20 protein-coding genes are annotated in these 24,263 nt (G+C 47.1%); 8 read left to right on the plus strand and 12 right to left on the minus strand.

Annotation, left to right across the window (positions count from 1 at the left end; translation table 11 throughout):
* Positions 1-71: 71 nt before the first annotated feature.
* Positions 72-629, minus strand: a complete 558-nt coding sequence (locus AB0L18_RS10335) for a YqiA/YcfP family alpha/beta fold hydrolase (RefSeq protein WP_367392510.1) — start codon at positions 627-629, stop codon at positions 72-74.
* 125 nt (positions 630-754) lie between these two features.
* Between AB0L18_RS10335 and hemA the strand changes: the two genes are divergently transcribed.
* Positions 755-1,984, plus strand: a complete 1,230-nt coding sequence (gene hemA / locus AB0L18_RS10340) for a glutamyl-tRNA reductase (RefSeq protein WP_367392511.1) — start codon at positions 755-757, stop codon at positions 1,982-1,984.
* Between the two features lie 173 nt (positions 1,985-2,157).
* On the opposite strand, the gene AB0L18_RS10345 is transcribed toward hemA, so the two are convergent.
* The 5 genes from AB0L18_RS10345 to AB0L18_RS10365 all read right to left on the minus strand — a co-directional run bounded on the left by AB0L18_RS10345 (position 2,158) and on the right by AB0L18_RS10365 (position 10,829).
* Positions 2,158-5,103, minus strand: a complete 2,946-nt coding sequence (locus AB0L18_RS10345; protein WP_367392512.1) for a TonB-dependent receptor — start codon at positions 5,101-5,103, stop codon at positions 2,158-2,160.
* Positions 5,104-5,144: 41 nt separating this feature from the next.
* Entirely contained in the window at positions 5,145-8,090 is a 2,946-nt protein-coding gene (locus tag AB0L18_RS10350) for a carboxypeptidase-like regulatory domain-containing protein (protein WP_367392513.1), read from the minus strand.
* A gap of 185 nt (positions 8,091-8,275) precedes the next feature.
* Positions 8,276-9,253: a FecR family protein gene (locus AB0L18_RS10355; protein ID WP_367392514.1), complete on the minus strand. Its 978-nt coding sequence runs from the start codon at positions 9,251-9,253 to the stop codon at positions 8,276-8,278.
* Between the two features lie 141 nt (positions 9,254-9,394).
* On the minus strand, positions 9,395-9,934 hold the full coding sequence (locus AB0L18_RS10360; RefSeq protein ID WP_367392515.1) for an RNA polymerase sigma factor: 540 nt from the start codon (positions 9,932-9,934) through the stop codon (positions 9,395-9,397).
* 307 nt (positions 9,935-10,241) lie between these two features.
* The gene (locus AB0L18_RS10365; protein ID WP_367392516.1) at positions 10,242-10,829 is read right to left on the minus strand and encodes a DUF3109 family protein; all 588 of its coding nucleotides are present in this window, start codon (positions 10,827-10,829) and stop codon (positions 10,242-10,244) included.
* A 111-nt stretch (positions 10,830-10,940) separates the two neighbouring features.
* On the opposite strand from AB0L18_RS10365, the gene AB0L18_RS10370 reads away from it, so the two are divergent.
* The 6 genes from AB0L18_RS10370 (at position 10,941) to AB0L18_RS10395 (ending at position 16,707) form a co-directional block, all read left to right on the plus strand.
* Positions 10,941-11,345 carry a hypothetical protein gene (locus AB0L18_RS10370; protein WP_367392517.1) on the plus strand — a complete coding sequence of 135 codons (405 nt, stop codon included), beginning with the start codon at positions 10,941-10,943 and terminating at the stop codon, positions 11,343-11,345.
* Between the two features lie 102 nt (positions 11,346-11,447).
* Positions 11,448-12,758 carry a citrate (Si)-synthase gene (locus AB0L18_RS10375; RefSeq protein ID WP_367392518.1) on the plus strand — a complete coding sequence of 437 codons (1,311 nt, stop codon included), beginning with the start codon at positions 11,448-11,450 and terminating at the stop codon, positions 12,756-12,758.
* Positions 12,759-12,767: 9 nt separating this feature from the next.
* The gene (gcvH, locus tag AB0L18_RS10380) at positions 12,768-13,157 is read left to right on the plus strand and encodes a glycine cleavage system protein GcvH (protein ID WP_367392519.1); all 390 of its coding nucleotides are present in this window, start codon (positions 12,768-12,770) and stop codon (positions 13,155-13,157) included.
* A 187-nt stretch (positions 13,158-13,344) separates the two neighbouring features.
* A complete protein-coding gene (locus AB0L18_RS10385; protein ID WP_367392520.1) occupies positions 13,345-13,722 on the plus strand; it encodes a VanZ family protein in 378 nt (125 codons plus the stop codon).
* Positions 13,723-13,734: 12 nt separating this feature from the next.
* Positions 13,735-14,712, plus strand: coding sequence for an energy transducer TonB (locus tag AB0L18_RS10390; protein ID WP_367392521.1), 978 nt, complete (start codon positions 13,735-13,737; stop codon positions 14,710-14,712).
* Positions 14,713-14,901: 189 nt separating this feature from the next.
* Positions 14,902-16,707 carry a tetratricopeptide repeat protein gene (locus AB0L18_RS10395; RefSeq protein WP_367392522.1) on the plus strand — a complete coding sequence of 602 codons (1,806 nt, stop codon included), beginning with the start codon at positions 14,902-14,904 and terminating at the stop codon, positions 16,705-16,707.
* 87 nt (positions 16,708-16,794) lie between these two features.
* On the opposite strand, the gene rpmH is transcribed toward AB0L18_RS10395, so the two are convergent.
* The 4 genes from rpmH to serS form a co-directional block, all read right to left on the minus strand.
* Positions 16,795-16,950 (minus strand): 50S ribosomal protein L34, encoded by a 156-nt coding sequence (gene rpmH, locus AB0L18_RS10400; RefSeq protein WP_367392523.1) that lies wholly within the window; start codon positions 16,948-16,950, stop codon positions 16,795-16,797.
* 95 nt (positions 16,951-17,045) lie between these two features.
* Positions 17,046-17,612, minus strand: coding sequence for a ribosome recycling factor (frr, locus tag AB0L18_RS10405; RefSeq protein ID WP_367392524.1), 567 nt, complete (start codon positions 17,610-17,612; stop codon positions 17,046-17,048).
* A 93-nt stretch (positions 17,613-17,705) separates the two neighbouring features.
* Positions 17,706-18,386: a zinc metallopeptidase gene (locus tag AB0L18_RS10410; RefSeq protein ID WP_367392525.1), complete on the minus strand. Its 681-nt coding sequence runs from the start codon at positions 18,384-18,386 to the stop codon at positions 17,706-17,708.
* Between the two features lie 62 nt (positions 18,387-18,448).
* Complete coding sequence (gene serS / locus AB0L18_RS10415; RefSeq protein ID WP_367392526.1) at positions 18,449-19,723, minus strand: serine--tRNA ligase; 1,275 nt, start codon at positions 19,721-19,723, stop codon at positions 18,449-18,451.
* Positions 19,724-20,093: 370 nt separating this feature from the next.
* Between serS and rho the strand changes: the two genes are divergently transcribed.
* The gene (gene rho, locus AB0L18_RS10420) at positions 20,094-22,091 is read left to right on the plus strand and encodes a transcription termination factor Rho (RefSeq protein ID WP_367392527.1); all 1,998 of its coding nucleotides are present in this window, start codon (positions 20,094-20,096) and stop codon (positions 22,089-22,091) included.
* A gap of 279 nt (positions 22,092-22,370) precedes the next feature.
* Here rho and AB0L18_RS10425 read toward each other — a convergent pair whose 3' ends face one another.
* Both AB0L18_RS10425 and AB0L18_RS10430 read right to left on the minus strand, forming a co-directional pair.
* Positions 22,371-22,937 (minus strand): hypothetical protein, encoded by a 567-nt coding sequence (locus AB0L18_RS10425; RefSeq protein WP_367392528.1) that lies wholly within the window; start codon positions 22,935-22,937, stop codon positions 22,371-22,373.
* A 263-nt stretch (positions 22,938-23,200) separates the two neighbouring features.
* Positions 23,201-24,247, minus strand: coding sequence for a fibronectin type III domain-containing protein (locus tag AB0L18_RS10430; RefSeq protein ID WP_367392529.1), 1,047 nt, complete (start codon positions 24,245-24,247; stop codon positions 23,201-23,203).
* Positions 24,248-24,263: the final 16 nt, after the last annotated feature.

Below are 24,263 nucleotides of genomic sequence, written 5' to 3' on the forward strand. Positions count from 1 at the left end.
CGACTACCGGAAAAGTTGGAATAATAGTTTGGCGAAAATAACGAAAAGCAAATAAAAGTAGGCCTTACTTGTTAAAATTCCTTTTTCATTAGCTTCAAAACCTTTTCAAATTTACTGAATCCATGTCCGGCTTGGGGGAACCATTGTACGTGGGCTTCAGGAAATTGTGCAGGAAGTGATTGATGGTTAAGCACTTCGTCGTCAGTAGCGAGAAAGAAATACAGCAGTTTTTGATCTTGTTGGCGAGAAGCATCCGCCTTCATTTGTTCAAGTACAGGGAGGTATTCTCTTTTGAAATGATAAGGTCGCCCCTGTGTCCAGGTTTTAAACACGCCAATTCCCCGGTCATCAAGCGTGAGGTGAGGAGATAGAGAGGGGTTGAAAAGCATGGCGCGTAAATGGTGAAGTGAGCTGTGATAGTAAGCGTAAAACCCACCCAGTGAACTTCCTACTAAAAGTGGTGGGGTGGCACAATGGTTGATGCAGTTTTCAACAATCTTCTTCACGGCTTGTGGATCGGCAGGAAGATCAGGCGCCTGAACTTGCGCTTTGGGAAAATGCCGCCGAAGTGCTGCCGATTTCCAGCCTTCGCCGTCGCTGTTGAAACCATGTAAATAGATAATATTCATAAATGATTTTTGTTACCGGGCAGGGGCCGTAAAGATCATTACAATTTGGCACTTTTGTTACAAATGCGTGACACGTATTCTTGCCTGCTTTTCTAACTTTGCACGAGTCGTTGAAGGCCCTTTTTATGCTACTACAATACAAAATTCTTACAGTAACTCATCGCCATACGAACCTTAGTCGTATTGGTGATTTTTCGTTACCCTCTGATAACCAAGAGGTAACAGGTCGCCTGTTGGAGGGCTTGAAACAGCAGCACCAACTAGAAGAGTTACTCTACGTCGCTACCTGCAACCGGGTATTGTTTTTGTTTGTTACCGGAAAGCCCCTCAATGAAGATTTTGTTCAAAGCTTTTTCCTTACGGTAAATCCCGATCTCTCCATCGCCGACATCAAGGAGAATGTACAAGCCATGGAAGGGATGCCGGCTGTGGAACACTTTAAGCAAGTTGGCTGTTCTATTGATTCTTTAGTTGTCGGGGAGCGCCAGATTTTAGGTCAGCTCCGGGAGGCTTTTGACCAAGCCCAAGGCCGTGGCCATATTGGCGATTATTTGCGTCTACTTTTCCAGCGGATGGTAGCAGCATCAAAAGATGTCTACGCAAATACCAGGATCGGAGAAAAACCTGTCTCTATAGCTTCACTGGCAGTACGCAAGATGCTAAGTTCTCACCTCACCAAAGATTCCCGCGTAGTGGTCATTGGTGCCGGGCAGACCAACACCTTGGTCAGTAAGTTTTTGCTCAAGCACGATTTTAAAAATGTCGTGGTTTTTAACCGTAGTGTAGAAAAAGCCCAAAAGTTAGCCGTTAAATTTGGCGGAGAAGCTTTCGCACTGACAGAATTGATCGACTATCGTGAGGGTTTTGATTGCCTGGTGGTTTGTACCGGAGCTAAAGAACCCATCCTCAATAACGTTATCTACACCAGCCTCCTCAACGGAGAAGATGCCGCAGGTAAAGTCATCGTTGATTTGGCTATTCCCCACAATACCGACCCGGAAATCTTCCGCACCTATCCTAATAGTATTTACATCGAGATTGAAGGCTTACGGCAGTTGGCCGATGAGAATCGTTCCTTCCGGGAAAAAGAGCTGGCCACTGCTGAGCAACGTTTGCAGCAGCATATCGAAGCTTTTCCGCTCAACCTGCAGCAGCGTCAGTTGGAAATAGCAATGCGCGAAGTTCCTACCGCAATCAAAGCGGTGCGAGCTAAGGCCGTTAATGAGATTTTCAGAGAAGATATCGAAAAGATGGACGATAACTCTCGGGCTCTACTCGACGAGGTCCTCTCTTATATGGAGAAGAAGTGTATCGGTATCCCCATGCGCGTTGCGCGCGAAACACTGATTAGCTAAAAACAAGAGACGCTTGTTTTAGCACCTCTACCTATTCTCCTTACTGTATTACTTAGTACTAGGTACTTAGATAGAACATCTTTTTAATCCAAGTACCTAATACCAAGTACGGTGAGGTTGGGGAGTAGTAATTGCCTGGTGATCAGGTTTCTACCCCCCCCCTCAATCTCAAGTTACTTTAAGGTAAAAGCAACACGTGCAAACAAGAAGCGGCCACCAAAGCTAAACTGAGGTGAACGACGTGAATACACAAAGCGTCCATCTGATTGGAAACTAGGGTCTGCCTCATCTGGATATACATCCAACAGGTTATTGGCACCAACCGTTAGGTTCAAATTACTCGCTACTTCAAAACCTAAGGACAAGTCAGTGATTACCTTACCAGCGTTGTAAGGGTCAATGCTCTTGTCGATCTGGTTGAGATCCATATCAAAGATGTTCGCATTGGTTGCTTCGGTCGTTTCGCCGAAGTAAGTGTTGCGCAGGTATATCGTCAATTTGTTCATCGTCAGGGTATTACCCAGGGTGACTTTTGCTCTGGGAACAGCCTGCTCCAGGTAAATGCGACTGGTTTGGTCAAAGTACGTATCAACCAATCCTTTCTCTCTCAACAAGTCTGATGCATTAATCCCTTCATCCTGGTTCCAGGTTGTTTTGGAAAAGGTCGCGGCAAGATCACTACGTAGTGTTTTACCTCCAGTACCAAGGCTGGCCGAATGAGAAATAACAATGTCAATACCCCTTGAAGTGGTATTGATTGCATTGGCAAAGAAAGCCGCTTGGGTAGCACCAGCCTGATTGAAGATAGACTGAAGCTCTGCATCCCCACCAGGGCCAAACTGGCCCGTCAGGATTACTCTGTCATCAATCCCTACTTGGTAGGCATCAATCGTAAGGCGAAGGCTGGCTGCTGGTATCTTAGCGGTAAAACCAAGACTGACACTCTGAGAGGTTTCTTCCTTCAGTTCAGGAATTCCCAACAGCTTGGCTGCGCGGGAAGTATTGGCAAAAATACCTACTTCCTGAGGAACAGATACACCGTCAACCAAATTGAAAATAGTAGACGTACGGCTGAAGTGAATCTGGTGTAAAGAAGGTGCCCGGAAGCCAGTACTCGTACCAGCACGAATAGCAAAATTGTCGCTGACCTTGTAGCGCCCCGTCAATTTGTAATTGAAGGTAGAACCAAAGTCTGAGTAGTTTTCAAAACGTACAGCACCACCCAAGAGAAAGGCTTCGCTCAGATCAAATTCTGTGTCCAGGTACAGTGCTGCACTCGAACGGTTAGCATCTACAGCATTGCTAGGCAGGAAGCCCGCAAAACACTGGGCACCAGAAGGACGGTTACGACCGAAATAATCACGTACCAATAATTCACTTGGCGTTGCCGGTGTTACCAGGTTGCCATTTTGATCGTAGTTGCCATAAGATAGTTCAGATCCCGCCACTACATTGTAATTCTCCAGGCGGTATTCGCCTCCAAATGCGACGTTCACGCCTTTGCCCGCAACCCCGTCAAAATACTGCGAAAGGTCAAAGTTGGAAGTAGACTGGGTAAAGCTATGACCACCCGCGTCGAACTCCGTTGGTGAACTACTTCCTAGCGTAGCATTGTGGGTGTCGGTTATATTGTAAAGAAATTCATTATAACCATAAACGGTGCTAAAATCAGTATGCCAATCGCCGATCATTCCCCGCAGACCTACACCGAAACTACGATCAACGATATTAGAGTTGATCTTTGGTACAGTACCGTCAGGATAAATGGAGGTTGATGTACGATCTTGCGCAGGAAGACGGAAAAAACAGCCCGAACAACCGCGGCGGTAACCAACGCCGGCAAAGCTATATAGCTCGGCGTTTTCGCCAAGAGGAAGCTCCATATTTGCAAAGAAATTGCCTCCGCGTACTTCAGATTGGCCTACGAGCATGTTATAGTCTGTACGGTCCTGACCTCTGGCTGCCAGCTCCTGGGTGCTTGCGTCAAAATCTAGCACACCGGCCAAGCCACTGATGTCGGTAAGGTCGTTTAGTGCCTGAAGGGTTTCCCCGTCAAGGTAGCTTACATCTTGAGCGTAGGTCTGAATTTGTTCCAGCGTCAGGTTGCTGATATCTGCACCATCGGCTGCTGCTACCCGTTCAACACCATTGTAAGCATTAAAGATTTGACCGGTAAATTCCTGCATTCTACTGGTTTTGCCCCGGTAGTTGAATTCACCACTGAAGTTGATAAAACCACCTTCTGTACCCAAAGGCAAACCGTAGTTCATTCCGAGGTTGATTACCTCACCGTCAGCACTTTTGGTTTCGCCACCAAAAGGCCCGATACCGTCAGAAAAGTTAGCGCCAGTCGTAAGGCTAAGCGCCAGTTGATTCACATCCTCACGTAATTTTACGTTGATGACACCCGCAATGGCATCTGTACCGTATTGTGCTGCCGCACCATCACGTAGAATTTCAATCTTCTCAATGGCAGAAGCAGGGATGGCGTTCAAGTCAGTTCCTACATTACCACGACCAAAAGTACCGTTAACATTTACCAGAGATGTGGTGTGGCGTCTTTTACCATTCACCAATACCAAAACCTGGTCGGGCCCTAAGCCACGCAAAGAGGCGGGGTCGATGTGGTCGGTACCATCAGAAATGGTTTGAGTGTTAGAGGAGAAGGAAGGCGCCGTCTGGCTCAGCAACTGGTTGATGCTTACTTGCGGTGCTTTGGAAGCCAGCTCGCTGACATTGATCACGTCTACCGGTACCGCTGATTCAAGATTGGTACGGTTGGACGCCCGGGTACCCGTTACGACTACTTCGTCGATAAGGACACCGCCCGCAAGGTTGAAGTCTGCGGTGGCTGTACCTCCAGCAGCAACCGTCACTTGCCTGGTTTGCGTAGAATAGCCCACGTAGCTCGCTACCACCTTGTAAGTGCCAGGGTCGATCTTAATACTGTACTTACCGTCAAGGTCCGTCACGGCGCCTTTCAGGGTACCATCAACTCCGACAGAAACACCATACAAAGGTTCATCTCCATCAACAATCGTACCGCTGATAGTGCCCTGTTGGGCGAAACCTATGACCGAAAAAGCCATAAGTAAAAGAAGTAGATAAAACGATTTCATAACTAATTGATTTAGTGAATGATAAAACTCTTATGCTAATGTCACCAGCTCAGCTGGCAACTCAAAAGACAATGGGTACCCCATACGCCAAATTGCTGGACGTAGCGGCTATACTGAAAAACACCGTTGTTGGTATTGGCACTATGCTGATGGCGGTCGGGGTAAATGTTGAAAATGTTGCGGGCGTGAAATCCACAGCTAAGATTTGGCCGTGCTTGCCAACGCATTGATAGATCTGTGATCCATTTAGCATGGAAAGTTTGATCACGGCTGGCCAACTGTTGGGCATTATGGTCAATCACCCATTGATCTGGTGAGCCATCATTTGGATGATGATAGGTGACCTCACCGAATCGGGTGTTTTGTAGACTAAACTGCCATTTTTTGATATGCCAATTGACTTGGGCAATGATTTTACTGTCTGGTTGGCCATGTTCAAGCCGAGCACGATCTTCCCGATTAAAGAGTACGGTTTCTAGCCCCATTAAGCCCCGAGGCAACTCAATTTTGGTCAAGCGAGTACGATTCAGGCTAGTAGCGAGGCGGAATTTTAGCGTACCCTTTTTCCAGGGCCAGCGGTGTACAAGCCCTAAATCCAAACCATAAGTCATGGTAGCAATGGCGTTAGAAAAAAACTGTACACGATCGAGGCTATTGGCTTCGAGCATGGTGGCTAAAATCGGATGGTCTTGTGCCGTCAGTTGACTACCCAGCACAATTCGATTTTGAATATCAACGCGATAGCCCGTCAGGCTTACCATACCCTGTTTGTGAAAAGGCCAGGAAATTTGTAAAGAAGAATTATACGAACGTTCCGCACGCAAGGGGCCACCTACCAGTGCCTGGGTCACAGGATGGTTGCTGTTAAGTTGGGCAATTTCTGCACCCACCAGTTTGTCTTCCTGAGGAACGAATTGCAAACTCTGGCTACTGAAATAAGCTTGCCCCAGTGAAGGAGGGCGCAAACCTGTATTCATCGCCGCCCGAATTTTTAAACCTTGGTCAGACTGATAAGTAAATGCTGCTTTTCCCGTCAGGAAGCTACTGTTATCTGTCCAGGATTCGCCCCGTAGTGCCAGTGCATAATGCCAGTGAGGGTTGAGGTATTGATGAAAGAGCACGTAAGCCGACCACGATGTGCGCCAGACCCGTGCAGTATGCTCCGGTCGGTAGCCGGGAAACACCTGGATGCCTCCTTCTTGTTGGTCATCAGCATTGGTGTTGTAATTTTTCCAGCTCCACTCGTCTCCCGCAGCTTGGCGGAAAAATTCATTGCGCCACTGGATGCCTAGTTGCCAGGCAGACTGCTTGTCGGTGCTGGTACGACTGGCGTCACATTTGGTAATCAACTGACTATACAACAGGCTCCCAGCCCTCGCGCTTGTAGGCGATTGTAAGCCCAAGGAAGCGTTGTTGGAGTTCTTGATGAGAAAGGAGACGTTGTTGAGACCAATGTTTTGGTTGAGGTCTAATTGCCAAAGGCCAAAATTTTTCCGCAAGCCACTGAGCCAGGATGCATCAAGAATCCGCGGATGGATTTCTGGTGAGAACCCCCAAGGGTACAAGCCCGATTGTTTGTGCTGCTGATAAGGGAAACGATAAAACCCACGAGCAGCTCCGGTACGGAAATTGGCACCACCAAATTGATAAAATTGCCCCCGGCGTCCGATTTTTCTTTCCTGGTGAACAAAGCAACCATAATTGCGGATAGCTGCACTGCCTACTTCCATGACCCGTTGCCCTGAAAATCCGGTCTGGGCAAAGAAAGCCGCTACGGAATCCGGACGTTGATCGCGGCTGTCGCCAAAAATAGTACCATTGTAGTTGCCAGAACGGTTGACCGAACTTCGGGTATCGATACGCCAATTCAGATGGAAGTAGCCCTGCGGTGTTTGCCGGAGTTTCCAGTGGCCATTGATGCCCGTCTGGAAGCCATCGCCGGCAGTGGTGATGCCATTCATGTATTGAATAGCAGAAGGCGCAATACTGTCTTTTAAGACAATATTGATCACCCCGGCGATGGCATCGGAGCCGTACTGAGCGGTAGCGCCATCGGGTAAGATTTCTACACGTTCAATCGCTGCCAAAGGAATGGTATTGAGATCCGTCGCTACACTGCCCCGGCCAATGGTGTTGTTAACATTGACGAGGGCGGAACTGTGCCGCCGTTGGCCATTGATCAGCACCACCAATTGATCTGAACCGAGGCCTCGCAGCGTAGCCGGATCAATATGATCGGTACCATCACTAAGGGTTTGGTAAGCGGAGTGGAACGAAGGGGCCGCGTATTGTAGCAACTGGCCCAAATCGCTTAGGGGAAGATTTCTCATTTCCTCCTGACCTAGCTGTTCCGCATCGGTATTGGGAGAGAGGTAAGCCAGTGAGTAAGGGGCATCTCCAAGGACAATGACCTCCGTAAGGTTTACACTGCTTTTTAAGGTGATCGAAATTTGTTGTTTTTGGCCAAAAGGCAACCAAATCAGGGTATCTACCGCCTGATAGCCAATGTAACTGATGCTGAGCTGGGTTTGCCCGGCAGGAATCCAAAACTCAAAATAACCACTCAGATCAGTAGAGGCACCGCGCTGACTGTTGGTGTGAAAGACAGAAGCTCCAATTAATGGTTCGCCGTCGTCATTGTAAACATATCCACGAATTTGACCATAAGGATGGCTTACTTGAATGGCCCAGAATCCTTCGTCAATTTGTGTAAAAACAAGAGAGGTTTCTTCACTAATGCGATAGAGAATATCTTCCAGTTCCTTGTAGGTGTTCGGCCAGGCAGGATCAAAATACTGTCCTCTTACAAGCTGTGTTTCGTAAAGGAAAGAACAATCAAACTTTTCTTCCAACAGCTCCAAGCCTTCCGTTAATGACAGTATGGTGGGCTCACTGTTTTGAGCACAAAGGAGTATCGTATTGCCCAAGCTGAGTAGCAAGAAGCCAACTTTTATCCACCGTAGCCTTGTAACCTTTCGAGCCATCATTGCTGGCAAATTTTAATTATAGGTATAGGTCTTTTCTCCATGGCACATCGCCATTGGCCCAAAACAGTGCTTAAACTGTTGCGCAATTATTGTTTCCGTTGCTTTCAGAGCTGTTGGTAAGAAGGGGAGAAGCTCTTTTAGATGGTGTCTCCCTGGACAACAGCACTCACGAAGCTTGCTTAGGTTTATTGAGGTTGTTTAGTGGAGAATATTACTCGTTCTCCGTCTACCTGGGCATTTATGCCTAAGGACACGGAAATAGCACTGATCAGCATGTCAAGATTTTTTGCTGGTGCTGTTCCACTTAAACTATGTTGTTGCAATTCATCATTTGCGATAATGACGTTTTTGCCGTAGTGTTCTTCAATACGTATAGCTATTTCCGACAAGGGCATCTGGTCGAAATGCCAGCGGTTGTTGCGCCAATCGGTAAAAGTTTCGGTAGCTACTTCAATGATTTGTGGCGCCTGGTCGGTTTGCCAGCGATATTGCTGCGCTGGGCGAAGTAGCTCAGGAGATTGCCCTTGATCTTCAATAGAGACACTTCCTTCAACGAGGGTCACCTGACGTCGATTTGAGCGATTTACAACATTGAATTCCGTGCCCAGAACTTTTATGTCGAGCGTGTTGGCTTTTACGACGAAGGGCATTCCGGCCTGGGTGCTGGCGGCGGTGACCGCAAAGTAAGCTTCTCCTTCGAGGTGTACTTCCCGAGTGCCAGAGGCGGCCCATGCTTCCTCCCACCAAAGGTGAGAATTGGCACCTAGGTCAACGATGGTACCATCTGGTAGTGTCAGTTGTTGCTGTTCCGCAAAATCAGTACGAAAGTCGGAAGTACCCCCAGGCCATAATAGCCAGGTAACCAGTCCGATAAGGAAAACAGCTGCTACAGCCTGCCAATACCTGGGCAAGGAATACCGAGGTGTCGGTTTTTCCAGGGTAAGTTGTGCTAGTAGTTGTTGCCAGGCAGCTTCTGCACTGATTTCCGGTGCATGGTCTTGAAATCGCAACTGATGGAGCATTAGCTGAGCTTGATGAGCAATTTCCTGGTGCTCTTCCGCTGCTGCCAGCCACTCCTCCCAATAGGCTTTGTGTAGCTTGCCTTCTGACATGCTCCACGCTACAAAACGATCATCTACCAATAAGTCTTCCGGTCTTAGCATAACTTTTACTCCCTTTGGGGATGTTATTTGCTGCTGAGGTGTCCTGGTTCAAGTTTCTACCAGGCACTTTACATAACCAATGACGGGCAATCACTTGTTTTGTACTCAGCGCAGGTTGATTTTTTTTAAATTATTTGAGAATTACTGCTTTGCAGGGAGGAGTTGGCCTCGTAATTTCTTTAAGGCTCGATGTGCGGAATTGCGAACCGATTGGTGTTTCATGCCCATTATTTCAGCAATTTCAGTGTAGCTTACCTTATTATAGAAGCGGAGATAGAGAATCTCTTTCTGAACGGGGCTTAGTTGTTGCATAGCCACTTGTAGCTGTTGTTCCAACTGTGTTTTTGTTTCTTCTGCTCGCTCCTCAGGAGCAAAGGAGGCAATGGTTTTGAAGTTACTTAGTTTTTGAACGTAGGTTTTACGCTGCCTCAAGTGATCAATAACGATGTAGCGTAAAGTCTGAAAAAGATAGGGTTTTACCTTGACGGAAAGCGGTAGTGTCGCTCGCTTTTCCCAGAGTTTAAGAAAACATAGCTGAAGTTGGTCTTGCGCTGAAGCGTGATCATTGAGCATAGCAAAAGCATACTGGTACAAATCACGATAGTAGTGTTTGAAAAAGTAACCCAATGCTTGTTGGTCTCCGCCGCATAGCAGCCGCCATTGCTGATCCTGTTCGCTCAAGTTTCAAGGTGGTTGAATCCAAATAGACTGAAAAGTAAGTTTTTTTACGGATTCCTTCACCTGAATAAACGAAAACAGCCATAGTAGGTTATACCATGGCTGCTAATAAAAATCCAACTTCAAAAGGGGATTTCGCGAATCTTTATGTTGAAACGCTCGTCTGAAAAGAGCGTAAACAATTAGGTCTTTAAAGCTATAGTAGCATTAGATCAATTTTACCGCTATAGCGGGAAGGGGGGAGCTAATGTTGCTGTGCGGTAGCAAAATTAGACAAAATGTGCATTATTTGCAAGGAAGCGGTAGTTTTTTATTCGTTTTCGGTAAAATAGTGATTGGCATACTGGTCGAGCTCATCATAAAAGTCGTTGCCGTACTTGCGAATGAGTGCATCTTTTGCAAAACGATAGACCGGAAGTTGAGCCGCTTTCCCCTTGGCGCAAGCAGCGGTACAGATATCCCAGCGGTCGTAGTTGAGTGCTTCGAAGTTGGTCGACAGATTTTTTGTGATCCGAATGGGGTAGAGGTGGCAGGAGATGGGTTTACGAAACGCAATGTCACCAGCCTGCCAGGCTTGTTCGATACCACATTGTGCTTTCCCTGAATGGTCGAGGGTCATGTAAGCACAGGGGGCGTTGTCGATGAGTGGCGTACGATATTCACCATCTTCTTCATCAACCAGGTAGAGCCCCTGCTGGGCAATTGCTGCTCGCCCGGCAGGACTGAGGTAAGGGCTTACCTTAGGGTAGATGTCTTCCAGTATGGCCAGTTCCTCTTCTTCGAGCGGAGCACCAGCATCACCCTCCCAGCAGCAAGCACCTTTACATGCTTCCAGATTACAGAGAAATTGCTCTTCTACTAGTTCGTCACTGACGATTTTATCTTGAATAATGATCATTGTCGGAATTATTGCTTATCAACTGCAAATATGCAGAACAATTAAACATTGTTCCCTACAATTGTCGTACTTTAGCCACCATTAGTATTCTACAGAAAAGTTTGATAAACTATGAAAATTAAGATGTTGCTTTTTTTCCTGTTGATAGGAGGAATTGTTAGTGCCCAAGAACGCTCTGCCACCGTAGAACAAGCAGTTCAAGAACAGACTACCCGTTACAACTTAAGTGCGGAGCAGGTTGCTCAGATGTATGTGATTGAAGAGCGCCGGGAACGCAATCTACAAGAGATAGAAGTCTTGCGTGAATCCAACTATCGCCTGTATCTGGAAAAGAAGCAGTCAATACGTACGCACAGTGAAGGCACGATTCGCCAGGTTTTACACAAAGACCAACGCTTTATCCTTGACCAGGAACAGGCGGCTTATCGTCAGGCAACAAGCAATCTTATTCAGCAAATGCGTCAGGAGGGGAAATCCAAAGAGGAGATAGAGTTGACGTTACTGGAAAGAGGCTAGAAGAGTAGCTCCTAAATACTTGTAACCGGTAGTACAAGATGCCGAACAATATCAAGAGTTGCTTTATTATTATTAGGAACTAAATAACGCTAAGAATTATAAATGGATCCTCTCAAACAGAGATTTTACGAGAAGGCCTCAGCCCTGGCCACCGAAATGAAAGCATTGCTCAAAGAGCACGGCAATACCAAAATTGATGAAGTGACCCTCAGCCAAGCTTTTGGCGGAGCACGTGGTATCAAGATGATGATTTGGGAAACTTCCCAGCTTGATGCCAACGAAGGTATTCGCTTCCGCGGATATTCCATTCCTCAACTGAAAGAACTATTACCTACGGGCCCAGACAATGAGCCCAAGCCGGAAGGTCTTTTTTGGTTGATGTTGGTAGGAGAAATCCCTACTGCTGAGCAGGTCGATTGGTTGACGGATCAATTGCGTGAGCGAGCACATGTGCCAGCGCACACGTTTACCATGTTGGACAGTCTGCCTGTAGATACCCATCCGATGACCCAGTTTATCCTGGCCATCACCGCCATGCAAACGGACAGCGTATTCGCTCGCCGTTATGGGGAAGGTATATCAAAAGCTGATTACTGGGATCCTGTTTATGAGGATACTTTGAATATGATCGCCCGACTACCACGAGTAGCAGCGTATATTTATCGTCGTTCTTTCCACGATAGCAAACACATCGAACCTGATCCACAGCTTGACTGGGCAGCTAATTATGCCCACATGCTTGGAATTCCTGACAAAGGATTTCAGAGTTTGATGCGTCTTTACCTCACGATTCACGCGGATCACGAAGGAGGTAACGCTTCGGCGCATACGGCTCACCTGGTAGGTTCTACCCTGAGTGATCCTTATTTGTCCTTTGCTGGAGGGATGACTTCTTTGGCGGGCCCACTTCACGGACTAGCCAACCAGGAGGTGATCAAGTGGATCTTCGAAATGCTCGAAGAACTGGGTACACGTACGCCAACCAAAGAGCAGATCGCTGATTACGTAAACAAAACCCTCGCTGAAGGTAAGGTGATTCCTGGTTATGGCCACGCCGTATTGCGTCAGCCCGATCCCCGCTTTATGGCGCAGAAGCGCTATGCGGAAGAAAACCTGGCCGATAGTGATATCGTACAGGTCGTTTGGAAAGTGTTTGATGTGGTGCCTGGTATTCTAGGTGAGCTGGGCAAAGTGAAAAATCCTTGGCCTAATGTGGATGCTCACTCCGGTGCTATCCTGGTACATTACGGACTGACAGAGTACAGCTACTATACGGTACTTTTCGGTGTCTCTCGTGCACTGGGTGTATTGGCAGCTGGTTGTTGGTCACGTGCATTAGGAATGCCACTAGAACGCCCAAAATCACTCACGACAGATTGGGTGAAGGCATTTTTGAAAAAACAAAACGCATAATTTTTACCAATGAATATTCCTAAGGAACTCCGTTATACCGAAGACCACGAATGGATTCGGGTAGAAGGTGATATTGCCTACGTAGGCATTACCGATTTTGCACAAAAAGAATTGGACGAATTGGTCTATGTAGAAGTTGAGACAGTAGGAGAGACACTAAGTGCTGGCGATGAATTTGGAACGGTAGAGGCGGTGAAAACAACCTCTGAGTTATTCATGCCCATCAGTGGTGAAATTCTCGAGTTCAACAAGCAGCTTGATGATTCAGAAGGGGATGACCCTACCTTGATCAATCGTGACCCTTACGGGGAAGGTTGGATAGTGAAGATTAAGATCAGTGATAAAACTGAGTTGGATGGACTGCTTTCCGCAGAAGATTATGCAGCGTCTTTGCCTTAGTAATTTGACGGAAATAAATCCAGCAACATTCTCTAGTGATTTTTGAAATTTTTCACACAACTTTCTTTCAGTCAGTTGTTTAGAAAATTTTAAAAAATCGAAAGTTGCTTGACTTATTTTTTTCCCGTCCCTTAGTTTATTACAGTGAAAAAAAAATTATTGATCTACCCACCAAAAATCTTTGGGTATGCATCTTGCACGGCGTAGTTCTTTAATATCTTTTTTTCTTACGCTTATTTGGGCAACGGTCATTTTCTATTTGTCAACCATGCCAGGGCCACAATTACCCCGGATTGATTGGCTAATGACACCAGATAAGTTTGGACATGCAGGTGTCTACGGAATATTGGCTACGGGATTATTTTTTTCCCTAAAGCCTTATTTCCCAAATACCAATCGTGTCTATTATTGGCCATTTATCTTGGCTAGTAGCTACGGAGTAGCAATGGAATGCATTCAATATGGCTTTTTTCCTGATCGCTATTTTGAATTGTGGGACATTGTTGCTAATATTATCGGCGCTTTTGGCGCATTATTGTTATTGAAATTATTTTATCATTCATAAACCCTTTTTCGCATGACTATGCTATTATTTGCAAAGGGTGGTTTGGGATTACCTATTTTTCTGCTTGATATTCAGGCAGGATTCGATGGTGGCTTTTGGGCAAACAGCTCGGCTCTATTGCTGATGCTGGTTGTACTGATCTTAGCCCTTGTCGGTTTGGGAATCTGGATGCGCTCCTATTTCCGTCAGCAGACGGAAAAAGGATTGGCGGGAAATCTGGCAGAGTCAGGCAGCCCTTTCGCAAACCGTACCAAATACGAGAAGGTAGACGCTTTCAAAATGAGCGGAACGTTTTTCAACCTCGGATTAGTGGTAGCTATTGGCCTTTCGGTCATGGCTTTCGGCTGGTCTAACCTGGAAGAAAAAATCGACATTCCGGAAGGTGCCCTCGAAATGGAGGACGACATCATTATGGAAGAGCCTCCCCGTACGGCAGAACCCCCTCCACCGCCCCCTCCACCGCCACCGGTGATTGAAGAAGTACCTGATGATACCATCCTGGAGGATGATACGCAGGCAGATGCAAGTACAAGTGTCGATGACGTTGTACCTGTAAAGATTGACAAGGGGCCTCCACCTCCACCTCCACCGCCACCACCCCCACCACCGCCACCAGCAGTGGAGGAAATCTTCAAAGTGGTAGAGCAGATGCCACGTTTCCCTGGTTGTGAAGACAAGGGCTCTGAAGAAGAGAAAAAAGCGTGTGCTCAAACGGAGTTGCTGAAATTCATCTACAAAAATATCAAGTACCCAGCGATTGCGCGGGAAAATGGTGTAGAGGGAACTGCTGTAGTTACCTTCGTTGTAGAGAAAGACGGTACCGTAACGGATGCTCGCGTAGTACGTGACATCGGTGCTCAGTGTGGTGACGAAGCGCTACGTGTAGTACAGCTGATGAACCAACAAGGTCTTAAATGGACACCGGGTAAGCAGCGCGGTCGCGCAGTGCGGGTGCAGTTCAACCTGCCGGTGAAGTTTAAGCTTGAGTAAAAAACAGGAAGTAAGAATTACTTATTTCTACTTCCAAGTGATAAAAATGGCTAAGTTGCTTCCGGCAGCTTAGCCATTTGTCTTTTTACTGCCCAAGCAACTTTTATGACGGGGTACCGTTTTTATTAATGCACAGTGATCTCTACCTTGCAGAACGTATAGTAAGAGAAGAATATAAGATTATAGACAATGATACGATACCTGATAGTGCTGATCGTCAGCTTAATGAGCTTGACCATTGGAAGTGCTCAAAATGCACGCCTCGCGCAGCAGTATTTCCAAAATGGAGAGTACGAAAAAGCAGCAGAACTCTATGCCGATCTGTACCAGAGCAATGGCAATAACGATTTTTTCTTCGATCGGTATTTCGATTGTTTACTGGCCTTAGATAATTATTCCGAGGCAGAGACGGTCATCAAACGTCAAATTCGGCGCAATGATGGCAATGTCCAGCTTTATGTCTCTTACGGAACGCTCCTGGAACGATTGGGGCGTTATGAAGAGGGAGATGAACAATATGCAGTAGCTATCGCGAATTTACCCGCCGACCAGTACTCGGTCACTCGTTTGGCCAATGCTTTTATTCGGCAAACGAAGTACAACCTTGCGATTCAAACTTACGAGAAAGGCGCTGAGCTACTACGAGACCAACGTATCTTCTCCTATAACCTTGGTGACCTTTACCGGAGAATGGGCGAGAGCCAGCCGATGATTGGCGCTTACCTCAACGCCATGGATGACAATCCTGACCGAATCAGCCAGCTCAAGATTATCTTTCAACGTTACCTGTCAGAAGCAGATTACCAGGAATTGCAAACCCAGCTTTACGAAAAAATTCAGGGTGGTAACGACAATCCGGTCTTACCGGAGCTTCTTGCCTGGGTGTTTGTACAGCGTAAAGATTATCGCAATGCCTTACGACAGGTAAAAGCGCTTGATCGTCGTTTGAATGAGAATGGCCTACGGATCTACGAATTGGGAGAGGTGGCCATGGAAGATAAAGATTATGATGCGGCCATTCAGGCTTTTGATTATCTGGTAGAAGAGAAAGGACAAGCTTCTACTTTGTACCTCGACGCCAAACGTCAGGCCTTACGTGCCCGTCGGGCCAAGCTGGTAGAAGGGTATGCCTACACACAGGAAGAGCTTGCCCAGTTGGAGCAAGAATACTTGTTTTTCTTAGATGAATTTGGTCGCAACCGAGCAACCGCTGCAATTATTCTGGAACTGTCGGAATTGCAAGCCATCTATATGAATAAGCTGGATAGTAGTATTGCATTGCTGGAAGAAATGACCAATTTCCCCGCAACAGATCCTAATGTGCAGGCGCGCGGTAAGTTGGCGCTGGCAGATTATTACTTGATGAAAGGAGATATTTGGGAGTCTACCTTGCTGTACTCACAGGTGGATAAAGCGTTCAAGGAAGATATATTGGGCCACGAAGCCCGGTTCCGTAACGCTCGCCTGGCCTATTACAATGGTGATTTTCAGTGGGCCCAAGCACAGTTTGATGTACTGAAAGCATCCACGTCGAAGCTTATCGCCAACGATGCGCTGGACTTATCGGTTTTCATTATGGATAACCTTGGGTTGGATACAACCACTCAAGCTTTGCAAATGTATGCCGATGCTGATTTGTTGGTCTTCCGTAACCAGTTTGATGCAGCTTTCGCTAAAATGGATAGCCTTTTAATCGCTTTTCCTGATCATTCTTTACAGGATGACATCATGTACCTGAAGGCAAGTGTATTCCGTAAAAAGCGGGAATATCAGGCTGCTGCCGAACTCTATGAGCAGATTGTTGAAAAATTCCCGGAAGATATCCGCGCCGATAATTCCCTTTTTGCCTTGGCAGAGTTGTACGAAAAATTCCTGGGAGATAAGGAAAAGGCAATGACGCTGTATGAAAATCTATTCATTGACTACTCCGACAGTACTTTTGCGGTAGAAGCACGGAAGCGATTCCGGGCTTTGCGTGGAGATAATTTAAATTAACAGTCTGCCTTGGAGGACTACAAACACAAAAAGCGCTTTCAGCCGTGGGCTGGAAGCGCTTTTGCGTTAGAAAACAGTGCAAGTAAATTACTTCACGTGTTTCTGATCGCTGACGGTCAGTTTGTGACGGCCTTTGGCCCGGCGGCGTGCCAGTACCTTGCGCCCGTTCTTGCTGCTCATGCGCGAGCGGAAGCCATGCTTGTTGCTGCGTCGTCTGCGGGAAGGATTAAATGTTCTTTTCATCGCTTTTATATTTACTAGCAGCGAAAGACTGCCGCTTTTTCCAAAAGTGTCGCAAAGGTAAGAGGAATAATCAAAGTATCCTAACCTTCAGGTGATTAAATCGTGAGAATATCACCCTCCTTGTGTTCGATGTGGGCATCTACTTTCGCTTCGTAGGACTTAACCAGCTTCTGGGCTTCGTCTTCTGCGCGTTTTCCAGCATCTTCTGGATAGCCATCCTTGACGGCCTTTTTGATGCCATCCATCAAGTCTTTTCTAACACTCCGGATACTTACTTTGGCATCTTCTCCTTTGTCTTTGGCAGCCTTGACCAGCTGCTTACGACGATCTTCCGTAAGTGGCGGAATGGAAATACGAACCATTGTACCGTCGTTTTGTGGCGTAACACCCAGGTTCGCTTCAAAGATGGCTCTTTCGATCGGGCCAATCATGCTTTTTTCCCAAGGCTGGATCGTAATTGTTCGAGCATCTGCTACCGATAAGTTGGCAACCTGGCTCATTGGCGTTGGTGAACCATAGTAATCTACCATAAGCCCGCCCACGAGATTGGGGTTGGCTTTACCGGTACTGATTCTTGCCAATTCTTTTTCGAGGTGTTCAATACTGTCATCCATGCTGGATTTAGCTATGGAAAAGTATTCTTCAATATCTTCTTGTGTCATAAGTCATTCAATAAAAAAAGGAAAATGGAGTATCCCGATAAAAATGCCCCCAAAGATAAACAGCAGCGCAAGAATATCAAAATACTTATAAAACTAGTCGCGGCCCGCTAGACTCATGATAAGGTACAACAGTACGACCAAAGAGGATAAAGCGGCTACTACATAAGTGGTAGCTGCCCACCACAGGGCATCTTTTGCACCGTCGTATTCACGGCCACGAGCAAAGCGGCTTTCATCTAGCCAAGCGAGCGCCCGGTTGCTGGCGTCAAATTCTACGGGTAGCGTCACCAAGCTGAAAAGGGTCGTGATCCCAAAAGCTGCAATAGTGATGTACAATAAAAAGTTGCTGCCTCCTACGCCAAACATCCCCAAGGCAAAAAGCAAAAGGTATTGCTGTGCTTTAGCGGCAAAACTAACGGCAGGTACCATGGCCGAGCGAAACTTCAACCACGCATAGGCGGTGTCATGCTGTACCGCATGCCCGCATTCGTGAGCAGCAACGGCTGCTGCGGCTACGTGGCGACCGTGATATACTTCTGGACTAAGGCTTACCGTCTTTGTGGCCGGGTTGTAGTGATCCGTCAGCATTCCTTGCCCCTGTGTGATCTTTACGTCGTGAATACCATAGTGGTCAAGCATCTCCTGTGCTACCTCAGCTCCCGAACGGCCATTAGCCAGCGGAACATGGGAGTAACGCGCGAACTTGGACTTGAGCCGATTGCTCACGACCATACCGATCAAAGAAAAGATACCTACGATGACAAAATATCCCATTGGTTAAGGTTTTAAAATTTGAGACGCAAATCCTGGTCAAAAGTTACCTGATGGAGCTACGCTTAGATTTTAGCGAAACCCGTGTAACTGTGCAAGACCTTGGGTAAAACAATTCCATCTGCCGTCTGGTTGTTTTCCAGCAATGCTGCGTAAATACGAGCTAGCGCCAAGGCACTACCGTTGAGGGTGTGGGCCAGCTGGGTGCCTTTCTCGGTACGGTAACGCAGTTTGAGACGATTGGCCTGGAAGTCTTCAAAGTTAGAAACAGAACTCACCTCCAACCAACGCTCCTGGGCCGCTGAATACACTTCGAAATCAAAAGTTAGCGCAGAAGTAAAACCAAGGTCTCCTCCACACAAACGCAGAATACGGTAAGGGAGTTCGAGCTTTTGCAAGATGCCTTCCACGTGCTTCAGCATCTCCTGGAGGGTCTCGTAAGACTTGTCAGGGTGCTGGAGTTGGACGATTTCTACTTTGTCAAACTGGTGTACGCGATTAAGCCCCCTTACGTGAGCACCGTAAGAACCAGCCTCCCGGCGGAAACAAGGCGTGTAAGCCGTCATCTTGATGGGGAAATCTTCTTCATTAAGAATGACATCACGGTATACATTGGTCACGGGTACTTCGGCGGTAGGGATGAGGTAAAGATCATCTTCGTTGACGTAATACATCTGCCCCTCCTTATCGGGAAGTTGTCCGGTGGCGGTAGCGGTCTCCTCATTAACGAGATGCGGAGGCACAATTTCTTCGTAGCCGGCAGCCGCAGCTTCGTCCAGGAAGAAGTTGATCAATGCACGTTGCAAACGCGCACCTTTACCCCGGTACAATGGGAAGCCAGAACCGGTGATTTTGACGCCCAATTCCAGATCAAATAGATCATGTTCTTTGGCGAGCTCCCAGTGGGGGCGAGCATTTTCCGGCAATTGAGGCATCGGTCCATCCCAGGCTTTGTAGACCTCATTGTCCTCGTCGGTGCTTCCGGCAGGGACGGAAGTGTGAGGCATATTGGGAATGGTATAAAGGGCATTTTGCAGCTCCTCTACGGTATTTTTTAGTTCCTGCTCCAGGGTGCTGGCTTTTTCTTTAAGCTCCGTAACTTCCTGGCGAAGCTCGGTGGCTTTATCTTTCTGGCCAGACTTGAAGAGGTCGCCGATTTGGTCGGATAGCTGATTGCGTGTAGCCAAGGTACTATCTAGTTCCGTTTGCAGCGCTTTGCGCTGATCATCGAGGACCAATACCTGATCAACAATCTGCAAATCTTCTTCTTTGAAGTTGCGTTTGCGGAGGCCAGCTTTGAGCTGGTCGAGGTTTTCGCGGATAAATGAGGTTCTGAGCATCTAACTTTTTGCTTGTTTACCTGTTTAATACAATAGAAAGCAGGAAAAAATTACCAAAAATCACTATTTTTTGCAAAGATAGTATTTGGATTAAAAAAATAACGCTATTTTTGCCGAGCAAACATGCCAAGCTACTCGTCCACCTTTGTAGTCCCTACAATCCTTGGTTGAGCATCTTTACAGCAATTCTTATTTTTCCCTGGTTGACATGACGTCATTTTTCATTCCCCGAATGCTGCGGGGAGCTTCGTGTTGAATCCAAGTCAGTAAGAAAAGCCCTTGACGCATTATTGCACCCTCAATTTTGGGACCTCCCAAAATCATCTACTCTCCTAAACTTTCCGTACAAGAAAAAGTAACATTACTCGATATGTTTGATATTTTGCAGTTGAATGACATGCTCGTCCCCGAGCTGAAGGATCTGGCTGAGAAAATGGGTATGACCAGCTACAAGCGCCTCAATAAACAAGAACTAATCCTTAAAATTCTGGATCACCAAGCCGTTGTTGGCGCCGCTGGTGGTTCAACGCCTGCACCTAAGGACGATAAACCCAAAAGCAAAGCTCCGGCTGAAAAGCCAAGTAATGATCGCTCCGCTCGTCAAAAAGATGACGACAAGCAGACCGACAAGAAAGAAGATAAAAAAGCAGCTGACCATCCCCGCGATTCGGAAGAAGAGCGCGCTGCTCGCCGTGCTAGAGCCGTACGCAAGCGTGGTACGCAAGGCGATGATAAAAGAGAAGAAGGAAACGAAGACCGCCGCGATACGCGTGACCGTCGCGACAATCGCGATGATCGCCGTGATGGGGATGACCGCCGCGACAATCGTGACCGCCGTGACAACCGCGACGACCGCCGTGATGGAGATGACCGCCGCGACAATCGTGACCGTCGTGACAACCGCGATGATCGCCGTGATGGGGATGACCGCCGTGACAATCGTGACCGTCGTGACAACCGCGACGACCGCCGTGATGGAGATGACCGCCGCGACAATCGTGACCGTCGTGACAACCGTGATGATCGCCGTGATGGAGATGACCGCCGTGACAATCGTGACCGTCGTGATAACCGCGATGATCGCCGTGATGGAGATGATCGTCGCAGAAAAAATGACGTTCAAGAGGATCAAAACGATGATCGCCAAGAGCAGAACAATGTTGCTGATCGCAACGATAAGCCACAACGAGAGGAAAAGCCTCGTCGTGAGCCCAAAGAGAAGCCTGAAGATGTATTCGATATCGAATTAGACGGTATCATTGAAGGCGAAGGTATCCTCGAAATGATGCCTGATGGCTACGGTTTCCTTCGTTCTGCTGATTACAACTACCTCACCTCTCCTGATGATATTTACGTTTCTCCTTCTCAGATCAAATTATTTGGTCTGCGCACAGGGGATACGGTACAAGGCGCTATACGCCCTCCGAAAGAAGGAGAGAAGTACTTTGCTTTGTTGCGCGTATCCAAGATCAATGGTCTGGATCCTAGAGATGTGAGCGAGCGTGTACCTTTTGATTACCTCACGCCTTTGTTCCCGACGGAGCGCTTCAAGCTGACCACCTCTCCTACCGGCCGCGATTTCGGTAACCGCCTGATTGATATGTTTACGCCCCTTGGAAAAGGACAGCGTGGCTTAATTGTGGCACAACCAAAATCTGGTAAGACCTTCTTACTGAAAGATATTGCGAACGCTATTTCTAAAAATCACCCCGAATCATACCTGATTATCCTACTCATCGACGAACGTCCTGAGGAAGTAACGGACATGAAGCGTAGCGTGAAAGCAGAAGTTATTGCCTCTACGTTTGATGAGCCTGCCGACAACCACGTACGTGTGGCGGGTGTAGTACTCGAAAAGGCAAAGCGGATGGTAGAATGTGGTCACGATGTAGTGATCCTGCTAGATTCTATCACTCGTTTGGCACGTGCTTACAACACTGTGGCTCCTGCCAGTGGCAAGGTACTTTCTGGTGGTGTAGAAGCCAATGCCCTACAAAAGCCTAAGAAATTCTTTGGTGCTGCCCGTAATATCGAGCACGGTGGCTCCCTCACCATTTTGGCGACCGCGCTTACCGAGACAGGTTCTAAGATGGATACCGTGATCTTCGAAGAATTCAAAGGTACCGGCAACATGGAGCTTTCACTGGACCGCAATCTCGCCAACAAGCGGATGTATCCAGCCATCGACCTTACTTCTTCCAGCACCCGCCGCGAAGACTTGCTCATGGACAAAGACACCCTACAACGGATGTTTATCCTGCGCAATCACCTCTCGGACATGAAGCCGGACGAAGCCTTCGATTTCTTGCGCAAAAATATGATCCATACTTCCAGCAACGATGAGTTCCTCTCTTCCATGAATGGATAGAATGGTACGAGGTATTTGGTAGAAGGTAAAGGGATTTGTGGGTCGTGAATTTGACCGTATCCTCTTGCTTTTTCCAGATAACGGTGCTAGAAAAAACAGGCTGCTCCGAGATAATCGGGGTGGCCTGTTTTTGGTTGAGGGCTTACCGATACTGAAAAGCCTCGATCCAACAGAAGATCTGAGGATCGAGGCTAACATTTACTGAACTTTAGATGGATAAGAATTTGGGATGGTGATTAGAGAGCGTAAGTGCAAAAGCCAGTAGATGTCAATCAGGCCCTACGTAGGATCCTGGTCAGGGTAGTACTTGTAGCAATCATTGATTCCCCATGTTGCACAACCGCAATCAACCACCCCGTTGAGGTTGTAAACATAGGTGCAGTTGTTGCAGAAGGAACCCCGGCAGCTAAAGTGATGCACCGGGCGGCCTTTGATACTGCTGGCGATGGTCATTCCACCGCTGGTTGACGTGAGCAAAAAGCCGGATTTCAGGTAAGTACCATCAGCCAGTTCACCATTAAGAATCAGAAAGTAGTCTTGACCATTGGGGCCACCTTCTTTGGCTTCTACATAGTAGTTGACCAGTGAGCCGTCTAATTCCTGGGTCGTTTGAGCAACTTGTTGGAACATGGTTTGGAATTCTTCCATACTGAGGGTGGTAGTGGGCACACCTTGTGTGAATTTGGCCACTACCGTTGTGGTATACTTGGCATCCAGCCCCATTAAATCCGTATTGTAGACATCAATGGTTGGCACATCATCTGGGGTGCTGCTGGTGGTGCATTGGATCATCAGCAAAGAAAAAGCGATCAGTACGAATGGAAGGGAAAGTTTTTTGAGAAACATGATTAATGAAATTAAGGTTAAAAAAATGGTGAATAGTCCTGTTGACCGTGCTTGTTGTTAAGCCAATCTCTACCCTGTACAGAGAGCATTGCGCACCTGCTCAAGCACTAGGGTAGCCTCCTAAAACCGGACTGTGGAGGCATAGGTGTTTAAGGGAGTGGCCTTGTAGGTCACTACGCTTTGATGGTCAGAAATAAAGATGGATACTGGCCCGATTTGAAGCACTCCGGTGTTATGGAGCAGCTTCAATCGGGTAGTAGGGATTAATTCGTTTTGAAGAGGAGGGTGTTTACGACCTCGTCATTTTCAATGGTTCGGATAATGTAGGTACCATTCGGCCAGTCGGTAGCATCAATTTCGTGAGGCTCGCCACCAAAGAGTTCCGACTCGTACCAAATTTGGCCGTTGACATCCGTGATAAGTACGGCTGTGTCTTCGTGAGTTAGGATACTCAACCAGCCGTTAGTTGGGTTTGGGCTTACTTCTAATTCACTACGGTCTTGATCACCATTGATTTTTCCTCTTCCACCGGTGTTGTTGCATCTGGTATAGTTGACATTTACGTTTTCTAGCCAAGTGAGTTCCAGGGTTGAATAGCTACTAAATGATGGAGAGAAGTAAGCCAGGGGCTGGAAGGTGCCATTTCCTGATGTGCGGTAGTCTACTCTTGTAAGCCCTCCATTGGGGCTATTGCTGAGAAATTCTACACGCGTTTCAAAATCTGCTGTTGTACTCGCAAATAACTCGGGAGGGTTGTTATTGTTACTGTTGTTCATTTTGAACAATAGTTTGAAAGGTCCCGCATTATTGCCAGCGGTTATTTCACCATCAAACACGATCACTTGGTTGTGGTCTAGGTTGTAAGTAATGGCATCGTTAGGATTGTAGATGTTATTATTATAGGTATTTATACTTGCCGGATCACATGAAAGTTGAATAATAACATCTACCACAACAATACCGGTAGTTAACCGAAGGTTAGCAGTATCACCGGGTGAACCATCGTCGCAGAGGGTGGTGACGTAAATATCGTACTCCGTACCCGGTTGCAAACCTGTAATAATAACAGTGTTGTCAGTGACCGTTAGAAGTGATACGGTGTTGCCACTGCTGACTTCTACGGTTTCGACCTCGTAAGCAGGAGCTCCCGGTACTTCTGTCCAGGCGATTTCTGCACTATTTGTCGACGTCGAAATGACATATAGGTTAGGTGTAGCGGGCAGGGTGCAGTTGGATTGTGCGTTTAGGCCTTTGATAATCGTTAATAAGATTAGCGGCAGAAAGATTAATTTTAGGGATAAATGTTTCATTGTTCAGTATTGTTTT

The sequence above is a fragment of the Lewinella sp. LCG006 genome, from assembly GCF_040784935.1.
Lineage (GTDB): Bacteria > Bacteroidota > Bacteroidia > Chitinophagales > Saprospiraceae > Lewinella.